Source organism: Pseudoalteromonas 'SMAR', assembly GCF_048515945.1.
In the GTDB taxonomy this organism is placed as follows: domain Bacteria; phylum Pseudomonadota; class Gammaproteobacteria; order Enterobacterales; family Alteromonadaceae; genus Pseudoalteromonas.
Genome location: NZ_JBLWMW010000004.1, coordinates 70,100 through 87,779 on the forward strand (window position 1 = coordinate 70,100; position 17,680 = coordinate 87,779).

Here is a 17,680-nt window from a genome sequence, read left to right on the forward strand (position 1 = left end):
AAAATTACTTGATTTTTGCTTCTTTGAAGATCACGTGTTTACGAGCCTTAGGGTCGTACTTTTTGATCTCCATTTTTTCAGGCATGTTACGCTTGTTCTTGTCGGTAGTGTAGAAATAACCAGTACCAGCAGTAGAAACTAAACGGATCTTATCACGCATGATTTAAGCTCCTTACACTTTTTCGCCGCGAGCACGGATATCAGCTAGTACCGCGTCGATGCCTTTTTTATCGATAATACGCATACCTTTAGTAGTAGTGCGTAGTGAAACGAAACGCTTTTCGCTTTCAACCCAAAAACGGTGAGTTTGTAGGTTAGGTAGGAAACGACGCTTAGTAGCGTTGCGCGCGTGCGAACGGTGGTTACCAACCACTGGGCGCTTACCTGTAACTTGACAGACTTTAGACATGTCTATGTATCTCCAATAACTTCGCTCGAGCTTAATTTTCCCTTAAGGCCTTAACTGCGTGCCCCAGGTAAAATCAAAGGGCGCTCTTTATACAGTATCTACAGGCAGAGATCAAGGTTCTGATCCTACTGAAATCAGCTCATGGGTAAATTTGATAGCGGCCAATTATAATGATCCGAAGCCCTCGAGGAAAGTAAAAACTGCATTTAAATTGAACTAATTTGCAAAATATAGCCAAACGTCCTGATTTATCGCACAAATTTCCAGCAACACAGTTAAATTAGGCCACGTTCGGCAAACGAAATACAATCACAGCCAGCAATAATTAAATGATCTAAGACATTTATATCCACCAACGCTAATCCTTGGCAAAGTTTTTTCGTAATTAACTTATCGGCTTCACTGGGCTCAGCAACCCCCGAAGGATGGTTGTGCGCAAAAATAAGCGACGCGGCATGCTCTTTTAGTGCCGCCTTAACCACTTCCCGAGGATACACCGACGCCGCATTAATGGTGCCATGAAATAAAATATCATCTTTGATTAAGCGATTTTGGTTATCAAGATAGAGCACCATAAACACCTCATGGCTCAAACCCTTTAGCCTCGCGGTCAAATACGCTCTGACGGCACTGGGGTTTTGAAATACGGTCTCACGGACACATTGCTCTTTTAAATAACGGCGGCTTAGCTCCAACACCGCTTGTAGCTGAGTGTATTTTGCCACCCCGAGCCCTTTCAGCATGGCAAACTCCTGCAGCGGGGCATCAAACAAGCGCTGCAGCGACTGCTGTTGCTGCAACAACGACTCAGCCAATTCAATGGCATTTAATCCTTTTATTCCGGTGCGCAAAAAGATCGCCAGCAGTTCGGCGTCACTGAGCGCTTCAGCGCCTTGGGCAAGTAGTTTTTCACGGGGACGCGTAGCTTTGGGCAGTGCGGATATTTGCATAACATTATTCCTTGTTAAAATTATCTCCATCACTGTTGAAGTGTAGTCAGTGGCTGAGATAATTCAAAAGCCAGTCGAGTCTGTGCTATCTTAGCGCTATTACTGGTTATTAAAGTGCAACATCAGCATGCAAAGAAATAAACGCCTACTATTGGGGCTGAGCGGTGGCATTGCAGCCTATAAATGTGCCGAGCTCGTTCGCCGCCTTAAAGACCATCAGATTGACGTTAAAGTCGTCATGACCGAGTCAGCGCAACATTTTATCACGCCACTGACCATGCAAGCCGTATCGGGAGAGATGGTGTCAGACTCTCTGCTCGACCCCCAAGCCGAAGCGTCGATGGGGCATATTGAGTTTGCCAAGTGGGCCGATTTAGTTCTGGTGGCACCGGCCACCGCGAATATTCTCGCTAAAATGGCCATGGGAATTGCTGATGACTTACTCACCACCTTGTTGTTAGCAACACCGGCTCCCGTTGCTGTAGCACCGGCAATGAACCAGCAAATGTATCGCCATGGCGCGACTCAAGCAAATATAGCGACTTTAGCCCAACGTGGCGTGGCTATTTGGGGGCCAGGCAAAGGCGAGCAAGCCTGTGGTGATGTCGGTGCTGGTCGTATGCTAGAACCCCATGAACTGGTAGAGCTATGTTTAAGCGCACTGACTGCGGTGCCGCAAACCCTAGCCGGTAAAACCGTCACCATTACCGCAGGTCCCACGCGAGAAGCTCTCGACCCAGTGCGATTTATTACCAATCATAGCTCAGGTAAGATGGGCTACAGCCTAGCTCAGGCGGCAATTGCTCTAGGCGCTAAAGTCAACTTGATTTCCGGCCCGGTTGCGCTCTCAACCCCAATGGGAGTGAATCGTGTTGATGTGCAAAGTGCCGAGCAAATGCAGCAAGCCGCTTTAGAGTATGCGCCACAATCCGATGTCTTTATTGGCTGTGCCGCGGTTGCTGACTATCGCGCGGCCAACGTCGCCGAGCAAAAAATCAAGAAGCAAGGCGATGAGATGACCCTAACGCTGGTAAAAAACCCTGACATTATTGCCAGTGTTGCCGCGCTAGGAGACTCGCGCCCTTACACCGTAGGATTTGCTGCGGAAACCCAAAATGTTGAAACCTATGCCAAAGGCAAATTGGCCAATAAAGGCTTAGATATGATCTGTGCCAACGATGTTTCTCAACAAGAAGGTGGCTTTAACTCTGATAACAATACATTGACGCTTTACTGGACTAAAGAACGACAAGAACTTCCCCACACTAGTAAAAAAGAGTTAGCACTCACTGTCATGCAAGCCATTGCAAAAAAGATAAAATAACCTTCATGTAATAAGACTGGAAAGAAACTGAATAAAACATTAACATGATACCCCGGTAGTGTGAGCTGATCGGGGTTTACGCTTCATTGCATTGATAATAAACATAACAACTAGAACAAATAAGGGAAATTTCATGCCAGCGACCAAACGCAGTAATCGCAAAGAGCAAATTCTCCAGTCTCTCGCACAAATGTTAGAAACCAGTCCCGGGCAACGTATTACTACGGCAAAACTAGCATCCGAGGTAGGTGTTTCTGAAGCCGCCTTATATCGCCACTTTCCCAGCAAAGCACGGATGTTTGAAGGGCTGATTGAGTTTATTGAAGATACCCTGCTATCGCGAATTAATTTAATTTTAGAAAACGAAAAAGAAACTCGTACTCGCATCTACAACATTTTAACCCTGCTGTTGGCCTTTGCAGAGAAGAACCCAGGGATCACTCGAATTTTGACTGGTGACGCCCTACAAGGTGAGCAAGAACGTCTGCGCGAACGCGTGCAAAGCCTATTTGAAAAGTTAGAAACCCAGTTTAAGCAAGTGCTTAGAGAGCGCAAGCTACGCGAAGGCAAAGCGTTCAGTAGCGAAGAAGGTATTTTAGCTAATTTATTTCTGGCTTTTGTCGAAGGCAAAATGAATCAATTTGTCAGAAGTGACTTTAAAGCAAGACCAACGGCACAATTTGATAAACAGTGGGTTGAACTAGAAAAAATCTGGCTATAGCGATACAAGTTAGCCGCGATTATTTGCGGCCCTCTCCCTGCAGCAACAAATACTTTGCAGTTTAGCTGCTATTTTGTCCCCCCCCTGAGCAGGACATCGCACTAACTCACTATGCTTGCACTTGCCCCCAGCATACAAAATTCACCGCTTAATCCCCCCACGTATCGCAGAGCATTTTAGTTTCATCACTAAAAGTGATAAAAACGCAATAAACAATGACTAAGATGCTTTTACTATGACACTCAAATTATCACTGCTCAGTGCCGCCTTACTGAGCACAGCAAGCTATGCAGCTAAGCCAAGTTTAGAATTTAAAGATGTATTCGATTTTCGCTACCCTCATGGTACCCAAGTATCAGAGCAAGGTGAACTACTTAGCTTTAGCGCCAAGCCTTATCGCGGTAACAGTGAAGGACATGTTTACAATCTCATTACCAAACAACGCATTGCAACAGTTCCTCGTGGTACCAAGCCCACCATTAATAAAAGCGGTCAGTGGGTGGCATTTACCCAACAGCCGACCTTACTGGCGCAAGAAACGGCAAGCAAAAAAGACAAAAAAGCACTTAAAAACGATCTCGTTTTAGTCAACGCCAATACAGAGAAGCAACAGACCTTTACAGCCGTCAAAGACTACCAGCTTTCTGATGATGGCAACTGGTTAGTTTACCGTGAAGATAAAGCCTCTGAGCCCGCAGAAGAAACCTCTGAAAACGCGGCAATTTCTGCCGATAAAGGAGACACGGCATTGCCACTGGTAGTGGTGAATTTAGCCACCAACACCCGCCAAACCATCGCGGATGTTGCCAGTTATCAACTGGCTCCAAACAGTCAAGCCATCTTGCTCGCCCAGCACAGCCATGATGGCAGCCAAAACCGCGTGGTCTACATGGATTTAACCAATGGCAGCCAAGCAAACCTAATTGAAGAGCCTGGGGTAACCTTGGCTGATATAGCTTGGCAACCCAGCGGTGAACACGTCGCCTTCTATTTAGGCAATTATGTCAATGAGGATAAGCGCCGTCGCGATTATCAACTGACATTATGGGCCCCGAAATCCAACCAGCTGCGTAATATCGAAAACCCTCCTCAGTGGTTTAGCGGTAAAACCGCTAAGTTAAGTTGGTCGGATGATGGCACCAGACTGTTTTTCGAAAACCGCCCAGTCCTAGACGCTAAACAACCTGAACTCAAGTATCAAGATCGCGCATCCTTGTATGACTATGACACCATACGCGACCAAAAGGGCTTAAAGGTTTGGCATAACCAAGACCCAGAAATTAAACCGCGAGAAGCCAAAACGTGGCAGCAAAGCCGCCGCGACCAGCACTTTCAAGCCGTTTATCACCTCGAAGGTCAGCAAGTGGTGCAGTTAGAAAGCCCCACCATGCCCTATGTTGCGTTCAACAAAAATGCTGATTACCTGCTTGGTAGCAACGACCAGCCTTACTTAGAGCAAATACTATACAAAGGCTTTTATCGTGATTATTACGCTACCAATGTGCAAACCGGTGAACGTCAGCTGATCGTTAAAGCCAGCCCTAACCGCCCAACGCTGTCACCTAGCGGGCAACACGCGGCGTTTTTCAAAAACGGCCAAGTATGGCTTAAGTCATTACCTAACCAAAAACTGACCGCCGTCAGCCAAGCGGTTAAAACGGCTATTTTTGCCGATGATAAACACGACCGCCCAGAGCCAAATAGTGGTTATGGCTTTGCCGGTTGGCAAACGGATGGCAGCGTTTTGTATGCTTATAGCAAATACGACATTTGGGCGTTCGATACCCAAACTCACCAAGCAACACGTTTAACCGACGGCTATAAGACCCAAACACAATATCGTCTAGGTTACCAAGATAACGAGCAGCTAGGCTTTAATAAATCAGATACCTTAGTGCTCCATGGTCATAACCTAAACAATAAGCAAACCCATGTGGCCACCCTATCCTTAGCTACTGGTAAACTAGAAAGCCGACTCACAGGTGAGGCCAAATTCACCATAGTGACGAAAGCCAAAGAGTCAGACACTTACCTATTCACTAAGCAAACTTACCATCAATTCCCCGATTACTGGATCAGTGACGGCAGCTTTAGCAATGCTACCAAGATCACCAACCTCAACCCACAACAATCGACCTTTGCTTGGGGGGGAAAACCTGAGTTAGTGCAATATAAAGGGTTTGATGGGGAAGACCTACAAGGGGTGTTAATTAAGCCCGATGGTTACCAAGAAGGTGACAAAGTGCCAGTGGTGATCTATTTCTACCGCTACATGAGTCAACGCATGTATGACTTCCCTAAAATGGAGCTCAACCATAGACCTAACTTGCCGATGTTCACCTCTAATGGCTATGCCATTTTCTTACCCGACATCCGCTTTGAAATTGGTCGCCCGGGTCCCTCATCGACACAAACGATGATAAATGCTGCCCAAGCGCTCATTGATAGCGGCGTCGCACACCCAGATAAAATTGGTTTGCAAGGCCACTCGTGGGCAGGTTACCAAAGCGCCTTTATGATCACTCAAACCGACATGTTTAAAGCGGTTGTCTCAGGTGCCCCTGTTTCTAATATGACCTCGGCATACAGCGGCATTCGTTTAAAGTCAGGGCTTGCTCGGCAGTTCCAATATGAAACCGGTCAAAGCCGCATTGGTAAATCACTCACCGAAGCACCCGAGCTTTATATTGAGAATTCACCAGTGTTTTTCGCAGATAAGGTTAATACGCCCATCTTGATCATGTTTGGCGATGAAGATGGCGCCGTGCCATGGCAAGAAGGCATTCAGTATTATCTGGCGCTAAGAAGACATGGCAAAGACGCGATTATGCTGCAGTATGAAGGTGAGCCGCACCACTTAAAGCAAGTGCCTAATCAACTCGATTATTCCATTAGAATGAAAGAGTATTTTGACTATCACCTGAAAGGCCTTCCAGCCGCTGACTGGATTTTACAAGGTGAAGCGATCCACTAATGGCGTGCAGGCCTAGCGGATGCTAGAAACAAAGCCTAAAGCCTATTTATGGTGCAAATTATTCGCGTCAAACTCCACGCTATGCGCACCAGGGGTTTGCAGCGGAGTTTAAATTTTCACTAGCGCTTAAAAGTCATGGTCACACCGCTGGGTGTGGCCATTTTTATTTGCGGCCTAACACTTTTTTAAAAACGCCATAAAGTCTTGCTCAGGCATGGGCTTGGCGAGTAAGAAGCCTTGCACCTCATCACAACCAAGCTTTTGTAACACCGCCATTTGTTCTTCGGTCTCCACGCCTTCGGCAATGGTTTTTAAACCCAGATGACGGCCTAACGAAATAACCAGATCGGCAATGGCGCCGGTATCTGTCTCAGGAATATCTTTAATAAAGGCGCGTTCTATTTTTAATCGTGCCAAGGGGAGCTTTTGCAAGTAACTCAGCGATGAAAAACCAGTACCAAAGTCATCGATTGCTACTTCAACGCCAAATGCCTGAAGTTCCTCTAGGGTACTAACCACCGCATTCACCTCATCCATCACCACGCTTTCTGTGACCTCAAGCTCAATGTGTTGTGGCTCTACGCCATAGGAGGTGATGGTTTCTTTTACCTGCTTTGCGTAATTTGGCACTTTGAACTGGGGCACAGACACATTCACCGCCACGCTGACATTGCCAAACCCTTGCTGCTGTAGCTTTGCTTGCAGCTGACAGGCCTGCTCTAAAACCCACTGCCCTATCTCAACAATCAGTCCAGCATTTTCTGCTAAAGGCACAAACACTGCTGGCGAGATGTATTTGCCATTACCAGAGGGCCATCGCAGTAAAGCTTCACAACCAATAATGTTGCGCTTTTCGATGTCAAACTGCGGCTGATACCAAACCTCGAGCTTATTCATCTCAAAGTCTTGACGCAGCTGCCGTATGAGGCCTAACTTCCAAGCCATCTTTTCTTCTAAATCGGAGCTATACCAATCCAGTGGAATGCAAGATAGCTTTGCTTGGTTAAGGGCAATGTAAGCGAGCTTGAGGGTTTCAATACCCTGAGGTTGAAAGTCTTGTTGCCGGCACACACCAATATGAAAGTGCATGGTAAGTACATGTTCACCGACTTGATAAGGTAGCGTAAGGCTCTCAATTAAGTTATCTTCATCGAACTGTGCTTCGGGCAATAAAAAGCCAAAGACATCAGCGCCAATCCGAGAAACCAGCTGCGCTTGCGGAAACTCGATAGCAATTCTATCCGCAACGCCGAGCAGTAATAGGTTGCCGACTTCTTGTCCTAAGCCATTGTTAATATCTGAGAACTGAGCGATATCGATTAGCACAAACAATAATGACTGCGACTGACCATAGTAAGCGGCGATATGCTCTGTAAAGTTCGCTCGGTTCGGTAGCTTAGTTAGGTTATCTTTATAAGCTACATCTCGCAATTCATTAAACAGTTTAATGTTATCCAGACCAACACTGACGTTGGTTAAGAAAATTTCCGCAAACTTAAGCTGCGCCTCACTGGGTGGCTCGGTTATTTCAAGGTACAGTGCTGCGCGCTTATTTTTATTACTTTCAAGTAGTAGAGTGATGTCGTGATCGGTACTTTGATGCTGCTCAGAATTGATGCAATTTTGCACCTGCATAATGACACGGCCATTGTCGAGTTGCTCTAGGCCATGACCAAAAAACTCATGGTACTGTTCACTGCCACCAAATACTCGTAACTGGGTTTCGTCATCGAGATAGCCACTGACCAGCCCTTCACCAGAACCGCCAAGGATCCTTGCCAGCTGGGCTACTACCGCGGAAGAGAAAGAGCTCATATCGGTATGGCCAAGAATGGCCCTTGATGCCTGTAGAATTTGCCCTAAGGTACGACTTTGTGCCTCTAACTCACAAATTTGCTGGTAAGAGCGTGCAGCTGTTAAAATGGATGTCACCAGCTTACTACGAGTCAGCTCGGTTTTCATTTTATAATCGTTGATGTCGTACTCGCGGATCACCTTTTCTTCTGGGGCGTAGCCTGGCTGACCTGTTCGCATAATGATGCGCACAGCCATGTTTTTTAGTTCTTCGCGGACGCGGCGCACTACATTTAATCCAGCATCGTCGGTTTCCATTACCACATCAAGTAATAGAATGCTGATGTCGTTTTGCTGTTTTAAGATTTCTATTGCTTCAGCACCAGAATAGGCGTGAAAAAAGCGCAACTTTCTACCCCAGACTTCTAGGTTTGATAATGCGAGCTTAGTGACAGAATGAATTTCTGGGTCATCATCTACGACTAAAACATCCCAAAAAGCACTTATCGTTTCTTCTTCTTGAGTTATGTCTTCGTGCTCTGCAAACAAAAAATCATCTTGCTCAGGTGCCATCTTCTACCCTTTAATTCTGCACTACTTCTTAATTATAGGCACTGATTCACTCCAGTGTTTACCATCGCAACCAAAATGGTAAATTTACTATTATGTTTGTAATTGCTTAACTTATATTAAACATTATACTCGAGCATAGAACAATATAGATGATTTAGCATACTTTTTAGTGAAGAGGAAAAGCCATTAAACGTTTATCAGCCCCGCTAAAGTTAGTGGTAGCAATCGCTTTTGTTATAGTTATTGCTGGCCTCGCCATGCCCCACCGATACCAAGTGGAAACACGAACCAAGCTCACCACGCACAACAATGCCTTAACGCCTTTAGTGCTCTCTCATTGGCCGCAACTGTTTAATTGGCAAAAACCCGAGCCCATATATGTCACCTTGATGCCAAAGCAACAAACCATAGGCAGCTCAGCTATTCTTGTGCATCCTTGGGGTGAGGCTGAAATCACAATTTATAGTGTCAGTAAAAATCAGTTAAAACTGTCACTGCACATTAGCGAAGAGCATATGGCAACTATTCACTTAATACAAAGCCAACAGGATAATAGTAAAGAGCTAAAAATAGAGATAAATGGCAGGGTTAATACTCCGTTTTTTGGCAGCTTTGTCGCCTTGTTTATGCAAAGGTATTTACAGCAACTCACCGACTCAGCACTCAACCACATGAACTCTCAATATAAGATGCGAGCAAGCCATGACGGTTAAAAACGCACAAGTAAAGTCGGCATTAGCGCTTTCCATTGAAGAAAAGCTCGGCTACCCCATGATAAAGCGCGCAACCCCTTTAATGTCGCAAGATGAGCGCTATCAGCAAGCAAAAAATAAAGACAATCAGTATGCGGTAAAAACCGAACATGGAGTATTGAAACGGGCGTTGAAACGCCAACAATTAAATAAAATTCAACGCCAAAAAAACCTTGAAGCCATTATGGGCAGTGCCCTGACTTTATGCCCCGAAGTGACCGCACGTGGTCGCCCAGATCCAGACTGGTTAGAGCACTTTATTACATTGGCTGAAGACATTACCAATCATGCCATGCAAAAGCTTTGGGCAAAAATTCTAGTAGGAGAAAGTATTACGCCTGGGACTTTTTCGATAAAAAGCTTACAGACACTGAAATTGATGACCCAGCGAGAAGCCAACGCACTGCAAAAGTGCGCGCCACTGTGTGGCTATCTTGAACGAGAAGACAGTTACTTAATTTTGCATGGCTATTATAAAAAACCCTCGATTTTAGATCTCATTCGCAAAGGCAGTACCGAGTCAATTAACCTCAGCCAAGCGGGTTTAAGCTTTCCTAATATCCTCACCTTAATGGATATTAATATTCTATATCGCCAAGAAATAGAATCTGCATCGCTGCAAAAAGGCCAAACCATGGAGCTGGTGTTTCAGCGCAAGAAAATCACCTTGACGGCTAAGTCTAATGACTTGGTGTTGAGTTATTACAAGCTGACGCAAACCGGGGATGAGCTCAAGAAGCTATTGCAAAGTCCAATTAACAAAAACTACAAACAACTTATTGATAAAGCATTTGAAGCGGAATTTAGTATTGATTGGAGTGATAGGTAGAAAATAAAAACGCTGCGAGGATAAGCGCCCCAGCAGCGCATTAGGATATAGGGTTTAGAAATGCACCTGAACGCCAGCGAACGGACCAGAGACATCTAAATCGGTATTAATATCATCAATATCATCGAGCTCAAGCACCATTGAACGGTAGCCCGCTTTCACTGCGACATCAATTGCCATGTTATCAATGAACTCATACGCAATGCCGACTTGGTAGTCTTGGATTTTGCTGTCATCAATGGCCAGCATGCTGCCCTCAGCAAAGACACTTAACCCAGTTAACGGTAAACCCACTTCACCACGAACATAGCCCAGTGGTACAAAGCCAGAAAAGTCCACCGTCTCTGTACGGGTGGTGCCATTGCTGGTTCCAGATACCATGATAGAACCATCAAATTGTTTGAAGTTCAAACCAAAATCAAACGTCAGTAAGTCGTTATCGAACAACTCGTAGTACAAGGTGTAATCCATGTGCGTTAAATCGGCATTGGTTGTCGCGGTAGTGCCAACGGTGTATACCTCACCGCCAAAATCAAACGACTCGGTTAATAACGTTTGTCCGTTTAGCTCTAACTCGGTGTATCTTAACTTCACGTTTGGCACTAGGGGGACTGGATGCTCTAGTGCGGCATACACACTGCTAAAGGTATCATCTTCAAAATTGAAGTTTTGCATACTGCCTTTTTCCGAGAAGCTACCTTCACTTTCGGTATCCCACCCTTCTGCGCCGACATAGAGGCCAAGTACTGTATCCGCTTGCGCAGCAGGGGCGATACACGCCAGTGACAATGCCGCAGCTAAGAAGTGTTTTTTCATGATGTTATCCTTGCGCTAAGAGTTCACTAAGTTCAATTAAAGCCGCATTGGCTCGAGAAATATAATTTGCCATCACTAGCGAGTGGTTGGCAACTAAACCAAAGCCACTGCCATTAAGCACCATTGGGCTCCAAACCGTTTCTTGAGTGGCTTCAAGCTCTCTGATGATTTGTTGTAGGCTTACTAAGGCATTCTTTTTCTCTAGTACTGGCTTAAAGTCATGCTCTACGGCCTTTAAGTAATGCAGTAGTGCCCAAGTCGCACCACGTGATTCATAAAAGACATCATCAATCTGCCACCATGATGTTTTCACCATATTATGATTCGGCGTTTTGGTCGCTTTTTCAGCGGCGCTATCTCCGGCTAAATTGGTATCGAGTCGGTCTTGTCCAACACTGGCGCTTAGACGCTGGCTTAAACTACCTAGACGCTTTTCGGCTTCTTTGAGCCAAGCTCTTAAGTTGTCTGCGCGGGCATAAAACTGGCTGTCTCGATTGCTGTTATCAGCGATTTGTGTCAGGTATGAACGCAGGTGTTCTTTGCCTTTATCATACTCTCCCTCAGCACTTGGCCACATCCAGGCAGTAGAGCTAATATTAAACTGCGGCTGGGCCATTTTAAGACTGGGGTGCTCGGTCGACTGCGATTGAGAGCGGCTAAAATCTTTGCGCATCGAAAGCGCTAAGTCTCGGGTCATTTCCAATGCGCCAAATTCCCAAGCTGGCATATTATCCATCATCACGCTTGGCGGCATCATGTCATTGGATAAGTAGCCACCTGGTTTATTCAGTAGTGTATCGGTTACTGCTATTAGGGTGTGCGTGGTAACATAACCCGTCACCATAGTATTACCGCTGGCTCTGGCATCTTCTTGTGCCGCTGCTACCACATCAAACTGATCTGGCTCCACGCTCCAATACACGGCAATGGCGTAACCTAAAAGCAATATAGCCACGATGCCTGAAAGTATTTTTCCGGTATGATTTCCCATTTAGTACCTCACTGTAAGCAATTATTCGTGATGCGAATGATGCGCTGGCTGCTTTTTGCTTTTGTCACCAAACATGTCACCCAAGGCCACCACTTCTGCCGTGGTATAACTTCGGTCGCCATCAGCAAAATATAGCGTAAGTTTGCGCGACTCACCGACTTTAAGTGGCTCTTGTGGTTCAAAAATCATCAAATGATAGCCGCCAGGTTGAAACGTCACTGTTTCGCCTGCAGGAAGGGTAAGCTGCTCAACGCGCTGCATCCTCATCATATCTTCTTTATGCACATGTTCGTGGATTTCAACCCGTTTGACTCCTTCGAGTGTGGCTTTCACCAACACTTTGTCGCTGCTTGTGGTATTTTCAATCACTAAATACCCCGCTGTAGAAGGCGCTGCAGGTAAAAATGCACGTACCGTTGCACTATGTACGTTCAAAGACTGTGATTGGTGCTGCTGATGTTCATGCTCATGGCCCTGATGTGCCGCGCTGCTAAAGCCAATAAATGCGGCGGCTACAAAAAATAAGGGTTTGATTACACTTGATTTCATTATGGCTTTCCTTGAGGTTTGTGATGCTAATAACTATATCACAGATCCCCAAATAGGGTGTTTTTTCTCTCCCTACACGCTCATGTCGTTTGCCGAGCTGGTTTGTCAATCACCAACCACACCACTAAGGCGAGGGCTATAAATGGCAGCAAGGCCAGGAGGGAGTTGAGTAGCAGTGCCATTACTAGCCCAATGAGCACAACAAACAATAATCCAATGACTCCAACACTGACCAAAGCTGCCATTACCAGCACGGCCACCAGCGCAAATAATAGCGTTAAAATTTCAAAACCAACCCAACCTAAGTTACCCTCCCAAGGGAAGTCAAAGCGACCCACATCCAACCACATAAGTGGGTAAGAGACCCAAGATAGGGCTAACAGCAGTAATGCAGCAAAAAATAGACTGGCAATGGTTTTCATCACTTACTCCTAAGCATACTGGTTAGCCATGATGTGCCACTTTTGGCATCGCAAACCATGCGACGCCGTACGCCAATACCACCAGCATTGGAAATTTAAAAAATAACAATACGGTGAGTAGCCGGGTTAACCATATTGGTAAATCAAAACGGCGTGCCAATTGTGCGCATACGCCACCAATTTTCTTGCTACTGTTCATGTGCGACATGGTCGATTGATATTTGCTGTTCATCTCTATCCCCTTATGGAATATCAGTTGAAGAAATTAGGGTTAGCTGGCCACTTTTTGTTTCAGCTGCGCTAACTCATCGTCAACCTTTTGCTGCTTTTGCTCATCTTCAAAGCGCTGCCACACATCAGGTTGCCCCAAGTCATACGCTTCCACTTCAGACTCTAAACGCGCTACTTTTTGCTCTAGCTGTTCAAACTTGCGGGTTGCCGTCTGCACGGCATCACTGTTAAGCGTTTGCTTAATGTTCAGTCGCGCTTGGCCTGTGGCTTCTCGGCGCAACATGGCTTTTTCTTTGGCGCGCAGTTGCTGAATTTTGCTTTGAAGCTTATCGGCATCGGCGCTTAGCTTTTCCAGTGAGGGGGCCAATTCATCGATTTGCTGCTGTGCTACAGTGGCTTTTTCCAATGCTTGTTGCTTTTGCTCAAGCGCAGAGCGCGCTAAGTCTTCACGGCCTTTTTCAAGCGCATGCTCCGCTTTACTTTGCCACGAGGTAGCTGCTTGGTGTGCTTGGTCTATTTGGCGCTGCAACACTTTTTGCTGACAAATCAATTCAGCAGCGGTACCACGACAATCAGAAAGTGCTTCTTCTAAATCACGTACCAGTTGTGTTGCCATTTTTTGTGGATCTTCAGCCTTGTCTAGCAGTGCATTGAATTCGGCTTTAATAAGATCTTCGATTCTGTTGATGAGTGTCATAGTCGGCTCCTTTTATAATGTAATGAATACATTCCAAGAGCCATGCCAAAATTAATTTACTCAATTATTCAATAAGTTAAAGGACTTCTATAAGAAAGAGCAGAGAAAAAGGAAAGGATAAATAGTGAAAAAGACGATTAAATCGTCTTTTTCACACTCTAATTATTGTTCCGGCACAAAGGTCAGGGCTTTTTCCATTACCTCGATGCCTGCGCCTTTCTTATGGCCATTTTCCGATAGATGACGACGGAAGCCTCTCGCGCCAGGTTGGTTTTGGAAAATACCCAACATATGACGGGCAATATGCCAAAAATTAGCGCCCTGTGACATTTGCGCTTCAAAGTAGTCGTACATGCTTCTCACGACCTGATGGCGAGTTTGGCTAAAGGCTGGCTCACCATACAGGGCTTCATCAACCTGAGACAATAAAAATGGATTACTGTAGGCTTCGCGGCCAATCATCACGCCATCCAAATGCTCGAGATGGTGCTGGCACTCCGCAATGGTTTTTACGCCGCCATTAATACTGATATGTAAATCTGGGTAATCTTTTTTCAGCTGATACACACGAGGGTAATCCAGCGGCGGTACCTCACGATTTTCTTTCGGACTCAAGCCTTGCAACCAAGCTTTGCGCGCGTGAATAATAAAGTCATCACAGCCCACCGTGCGCGACGCTTCAATTAATGCGGTTAAAAACTCATAAGAATCTTGTTCATCGATGCCAATACGGGTTTTTACCGTCACCGGAATATCCACCTCGGCTTTCATCGCCGCCACACATTCCGCTACCAGCTGTGGCTCAGCCATTAAGCATGCACCAAAGCGACCATTTTGCACCCGATCTGACGGGCAACCCACATTCAGGTTCACTTCACTGTAGCCATACTCACCAGCCCGTTTAGCACATTCAGCCAACGCTTTTGGATCAGAGCCCCCGAGCTGCAATGCCACCGGTAATTCATGCTCACCAAAAGCAAGGTAGTCGCCCTTACCAAAAATAATCGCCCCGGTGGTGATCATTTCGGTGTACAGCACCGCATGCTTTGTGAGCTTACGATGGAAAGTGCGACAGTGGCGATCCGTCCAATCCAGCATCGGTGCTACACTAAAGCGGCGAAAGCCTGAATCGCTTATATTTACTGGCTTAAAGCCTGATTTCACTGAATTTTGCATAGTACCTCTGTTGCTCTGGAACGCCTTGAATTGCAGCCAATTTCACCATATGGTACCCCAATAGTTCCCCATAACCAGTAGGACAGTTCAATAACTTATGGGGACAAAGGCTGACTGTTCATAGCACCGAAAAATCGAAACTTAACTCTAACGAGTTGCGCTATAAGTTGTATAGTTCGCGAGAAAAGCTAGGGCAAGATTATACACAATGAAAGCAGAATATTCAGCACAAAAGGAAAGAGGCGGGCTCTATACTAAGAATTAGAAAAATGCCTTGTTTGGAGCTTACTTAGAGAGTCCTACATTAGACTTACTAATAACCATAATGTCTGTGGATGTGCTCGAACATTCCATTTAAGTGGCTAAGCTAGCAACTCATTACTGACCAAAGCAATGATTGAGGCAGAAAGCAATTGATGGATGATAGGTGATATTCAACATCACGCCTATCATCGCTGGTTATTATGTTCTTGAGAGTCAGAGTATTGCGTACGCTTGACTGTGCTTTTTGTAAGCTGCAGGCTAGTGTTTTGGTGCTCTTTCATCAGCGTCTTAATAAGCTTATCAACCGGTTGAGCTTTTACCACCAGCGAGAAGAGGGTTGAAAATAGCGCGGTGCCTAACCAAGCAACAGCAGATAATAGGGCTTTATTGTTCTTGTACATGATAATTCCATTGTTCATTGATACTAAGAGATGGTTTCTTAGTATCAAGTGTTATGCCAAAAGTAAAAACCCTTACTTTTCATGATATTAACTAAAAACAAAAGGTACACAATTGGCTGTAAGTATGCTTGATTGGTGAGAATCGAGAAAAAGTAGTGATTTTGACAACGTGAAATAAAAGTGCAGAGACATTAACTCGGTTACGCCTTAGAAGGCCTCAACGAAGTAAGTCAACGACTGCATACCCTGCAACGTCAGACAATCCCTGCGCTGCAACAAGCCATGAGTGAGGCTGGTAGTCCGTGGACCACTGGCGCACCATTGCCGCAGTAAGCTTCATTACTTAAAAACTTACCCTAAACGGCACCGCAACGGTGCCGTTTTTTATTAAAATTCTATCGTCTCACCCAATACGGGAATGTCTGCGGTAATATCATGCTGCTGTTTTAACTGCTTTGAAAAGCCCGTTAAGGCATCGGGTTCACCGTGCACCAACACCACTTTAGGTGAGGTACTAAAATGGCCTACCCAATCAACCAATGCGCGCTGTCCAGCATGGGCAGAAAAACCATTTAGAGTTTCAATGTTGGCTTTGACAATAATGTCTTCGCCAAACAGTTTAATGTGCTGAGTACCATCCACCAATATTCGCCCTAAGGTGCCATTGGCCTGATAGCCCACAAAAATAATGGTATTGCGACTATCCCAAATACGGTGCTTAAAGTGGTGGGTAATGCGGCCTCCGGTACACATACCACTGCCTGCGATAATGAGTGCGCCCTTACTGATTTTATTGATGGCCATTGAATCTTCGGCATCCACCATCAGGTGCAAGGTGGAGAGAAAATCCTTTAATAAGGTTTGCTCCCCAGTGCAGAGTTTTTTTACTCCTTCGCAGTCAAGGGTTGGTAACCACTGGTCGTATACTTTGGTGACTTCGATGGCCATGGGGCTATCGAGAAATATTTGCCAATTATCTAACTCACCGGCGTGTTGCAATAAGCCCAAATACAGCAACAGCTCTTGAGTGCGCCCCACAGCAAAGGCTGGGATCATCACGTTGCCGCCACGGGAAAAAGCCTCACTAAGAATATCTCTTAGTTGGGTTTGTGTGTCACCTAAAGAGCGGTGCTCGCGATCGCCATAGGTGCCCTCCACCAGCACAATGTCTGCCTCACTCAAATAAACAGGATCGTTCATAAGCAAGGTGTCGGTATTGCCCAGATCGCCGGAAAACACCAGCTTTTTCTGTTGCTCGCCATCATGGAATGTCAGCTCGGTGATAGCCGAGCCAAGAATATGGCCAGCATCATGAAAACACAAGGTCGCATGCTCAGTAATGGCAACCGGCTGCTGATAGGGCTGCGGTTTAAGGCTGGCTAATACCTGCAAGACATCGTCTTTACTGTATTGTGGTGCGATTTCAGGCTTGCCCTTACGCGCTCGCTTACGGTTTTCTCTACGTAAGTCATTTTCGTATAAGCTCAATGCATCGAACAGCATAATGGGAAGCAACTGCGCCGTTGCTGGGGTGCAATGTATTGGCCCAGCAAAGCCCTCATGAATCAAACAGGGCAACCGACCGGAGTGATCTAGATGCGCGTGGGATAAAATCACCCTATCGATACTGGTGGGGTTAAAAGAAAATTGCTCACGAGAAATTAAATGCTTGGCGCGCATGCCTTGATGCATACCACAGTCTAATAGCACATCCCCAAGCTCTGCTGAGCGTACTAGGTGACACGACCCGGTCACCTCTTGTGCTGCGCCATGAAATGTAATCGTTGCCATTACTTCTCCTTCAAGC

Annotated in this window: 18 protein-coding genes; 5 read left to right on the forward strand and 13 right to left on the reverse strand. The window is 45.8% G+C overall.

Annotated features, from left to right (window positions below):
- Nucleotides 1–4 precede the first annotated feature (4 nt).
- From rpmG to radC, 3 genes are all read right to left on the reverse strand, one after another.
- Complete coding sequence (rpmG, locus tag ACNKW2_RS03035) at nt 5–160, reverse strand: 50S ribosomal protein L33 (RefSeq protein ID WP_099643121.1); 156 nt, start codon at nt 158–160, stop codon at nt 5–7.
- A 12-nt stretch (nt 161–172) separates the two neighbouring features.
- The gene (gene rpmB / locus ACNKW2_RS03040) at nt 173–409 is read right to left on the reverse strand and encodes a 50S ribosomal protein L28 (RefSeq protein ID WP_138508549.1); all 237 of its coding nucleotides are present in this window, start codon (nt 407–409) and stop codon (nt 173–175) included.
- 275 nt (nt 410–684) lie between these two features.
- A complete protein-coding gene (gene radC / locus ACNKW2_RS03045) occupies nt 685–1,359 on the reverse strand; it encodes a RadC family protein (protein WP_419147235.1) in 675 nt (224 codons plus the stop codon).
- Nucleotides 1,360–1,486: 127 nt separating this feature from the next.
- On the opposite strand from radC, the gene coaBC reads away from it, so the two are divergent.
- From coaBC to ACNKW2_RS03060, 3 genes are all read left to right on the forward strand, one after another.
- Nucleotides 1,487–2,683, forward strand: coding sequence for a bifunctional phosphopantothenoylcysteine decarboxylase/phosphopantothenate--cysteine ligase CoaBC (gene coaBC / locus ACNKW2_RS03050; protein ID WP_419147236.1), 1,197 nt, complete (start codon nt 1,487–1,489; stop codon nt 2,681–2,683).
- Between the two features lie 133 nt (nt 2,684–2,816).
- Complete coding sequence (gene slmA, locus ACNKW2_RS03055; RefSeq protein WP_336567639.1) at nt 2,817–3,404, forward strand: nucleoid occlusion factor SlmA; 588 nt, start codon at nt 2,817–2,819, stop codon at nt 3,402–3,404.
- Between the two features lie 235 nt (nt 3,405–3,639).
- Nucleotides 3,640–6,378: a S9 family peptidase gene (locus ACNKW2_RS03060; RefSeq protein WP_419147237.1), complete on the forward strand. Its 2,739-nt coding sequence runs from the start codon at nt 3,640–3,642 to the stop codon at nt 6,376–6,378.
- 174 nt (nt 6,379–6,552) lie between these two features.
- Here ACNKW2_RS03060 and ACNKW2_RS03065 read toward each other — a convergent pair whose 3' ends face one another.
- Nucleotides 6,553–8,745 (reverse strand): GGDEF/EAL domain-containing response regulator, encoded by a 2,193-nt coding sequence (locus ACNKW2_RS03065; protein WP_419147238.1) that lies wholly within the window; start codon nt 8,743–8,745, stop codon nt 6,553–6,555.
- A 275-nt stretch (nt 8,746–9,020) separates the two neighbouring features.
- On the opposite strand from ACNKW2_RS03065, the gene ACNKW2_RS03070 reads away from it, so the two are divergent.
- Together ACNKW2_RS03070 and ACNKW2_RS03075 are read left to right on the forward strand one after the other, a co-directional pair.
- Nucleotides 9,021–9,458 (forward strand): hypothetical protein, encoded by a 438-nt coding sequence (locus ACNKW2_RS03070; protein ID WP_419147239.1) that lies wholly within the window; start codon nt 9,021–9,023, stop codon nt 9,456–9,458.
- A complete protein-coding gene (locus tag ACNKW2_RS03075; RefSeq protein ID WP_419147240.1) occupies nt 9,448–10,326 on the forward strand; it encodes a TIGR03899 family protein in 879 nt (292 codons plus the stop codon). Before ACNKW2_RS03070 ends, ACNKW2_RS03075 begins: the two co-directional genes overlap by 11 nt.
- Nucleotides 10,327–10,380: 54 nt before the next feature.
- On the opposite strand, the gene ACNKW2_RS03080 is transcribed toward ACNKW2_RS03075, so the two are convergent.
- The 9 genes from ACNKW2_RS03080 to ACNKW2_RS03120 all read right to left on the reverse strand — a co-directional run bounded on the left by ACNKW2_RS03080 (nt 10,381) and on the right by ACNKW2_RS03120 (nt 17,664).
- Nucleotides 10,381–11,142 (reverse strand): TIGR04219 family outer membrane beta-barrel protein, encoded by a 762-nt coding sequence (locus tag ACNKW2_RS03080; RefSeq protein ID WP_419147241.1) that lies wholly within the window; start codon nt 11,140–11,142, stop codon nt 10,381–10,383.
- Between the two features lie 4 nt (nt 11,143–11,146).
- Nucleotides 11,147–12,133: a DUF2333 family protein gene (locus tag ACNKW2_RS03085; protein WP_419147242.1), complete on the reverse strand. Its 987-nt coding sequence runs from the start codon at nt 12,131–12,133 to the stop codon at nt 11,147–11,149.
- Between the two features lie 21 nt (nt 12,134–12,154).
- A complete protein-coding gene (locus tag ACNKW2_RS03090; RefSeq protein ID WP_419147243.1) occupies nt 12,155–12,682 on the reverse strand; it encodes a copper chaperone PCu(A)C in 528 nt (175 codons plus the stop codon).
- Between the two features lie 80 nt (nt 12,683–12,762).
- Nucleotides 12,763–13,104, reverse strand: coding sequence for a hypothetical protein (locus ACNKW2_RS03095; RefSeq protein ID WP_419147244.1), 342 nt, complete (start codon nt 13,102–13,104; stop codon nt 12,763–12,765).
- Nucleotides 13,105–13,126: 22 nt separating this feature from the next.
- Complete coding sequence (locus ACNKW2_RS03100; RefSeq protein ID WP_336567648.1) at nt 13,127–13,336, reverse strand: PspC domain-containing protein; 210 nt, start codon at nt 13,334–13,336, stop codon at nt 13,127–13,129.
- A gap of 39 nt (nt 13,337–13,375) precedes the next feature.
- Nucleotides 13,376–14,032: a PspA/IM30 family protein gene (locus ACNKW2_RS03105; protein WP_419147245.1), complete on the reverse strand. Its 657-nt coding sequence runs from the start codon at nt 14,030–14,032 to the stop codon at nt 13,376–13,378.
- Nucleotides 14,033–14,194: 162 nt separating this feature from the next.
- Nucleotides 14,195–15,208 (reverse strand): tRNA dihydrouridine(20/20a) synthase DusA, encoded by a 1,014-nt coding sequence (gene dusA / locus ACNKW2_RS03110; protein ID WP_336567651.1) that lies wholly within the window; start codon nt 15,206–15,208, stop codon nt 14,195–14,197.
- 449 nt (nt 15,209–15,657) lie between these two features.
- On the reverse strand, nt 15,658–15,873 hold the full coding sequence (locus tag ACNKW2_RS03115) for a hypothetical protein (protein WP_419147246.1): 216 nt from the start codon (nt 15,871–15,873) through the stop codon (nt 15,658–15,660).
- Between the two features lie 387 nt (nt 15,874–16,260).
- Complete coding sequence (locus tag ACNKW2_RS03120) at nt 16,261–17,664, reverse strand: MBL fold metallo-hydrolase RNA specificity domain-containing protein (protein ID WP_419147247.1); 1,404 nt, start codon at nt 17,662–17,664, stop codon at nt 16,261–16,263.
- Between the last annotated feature and the right edge of the window lie 16 nt (nt 17,665–17,680).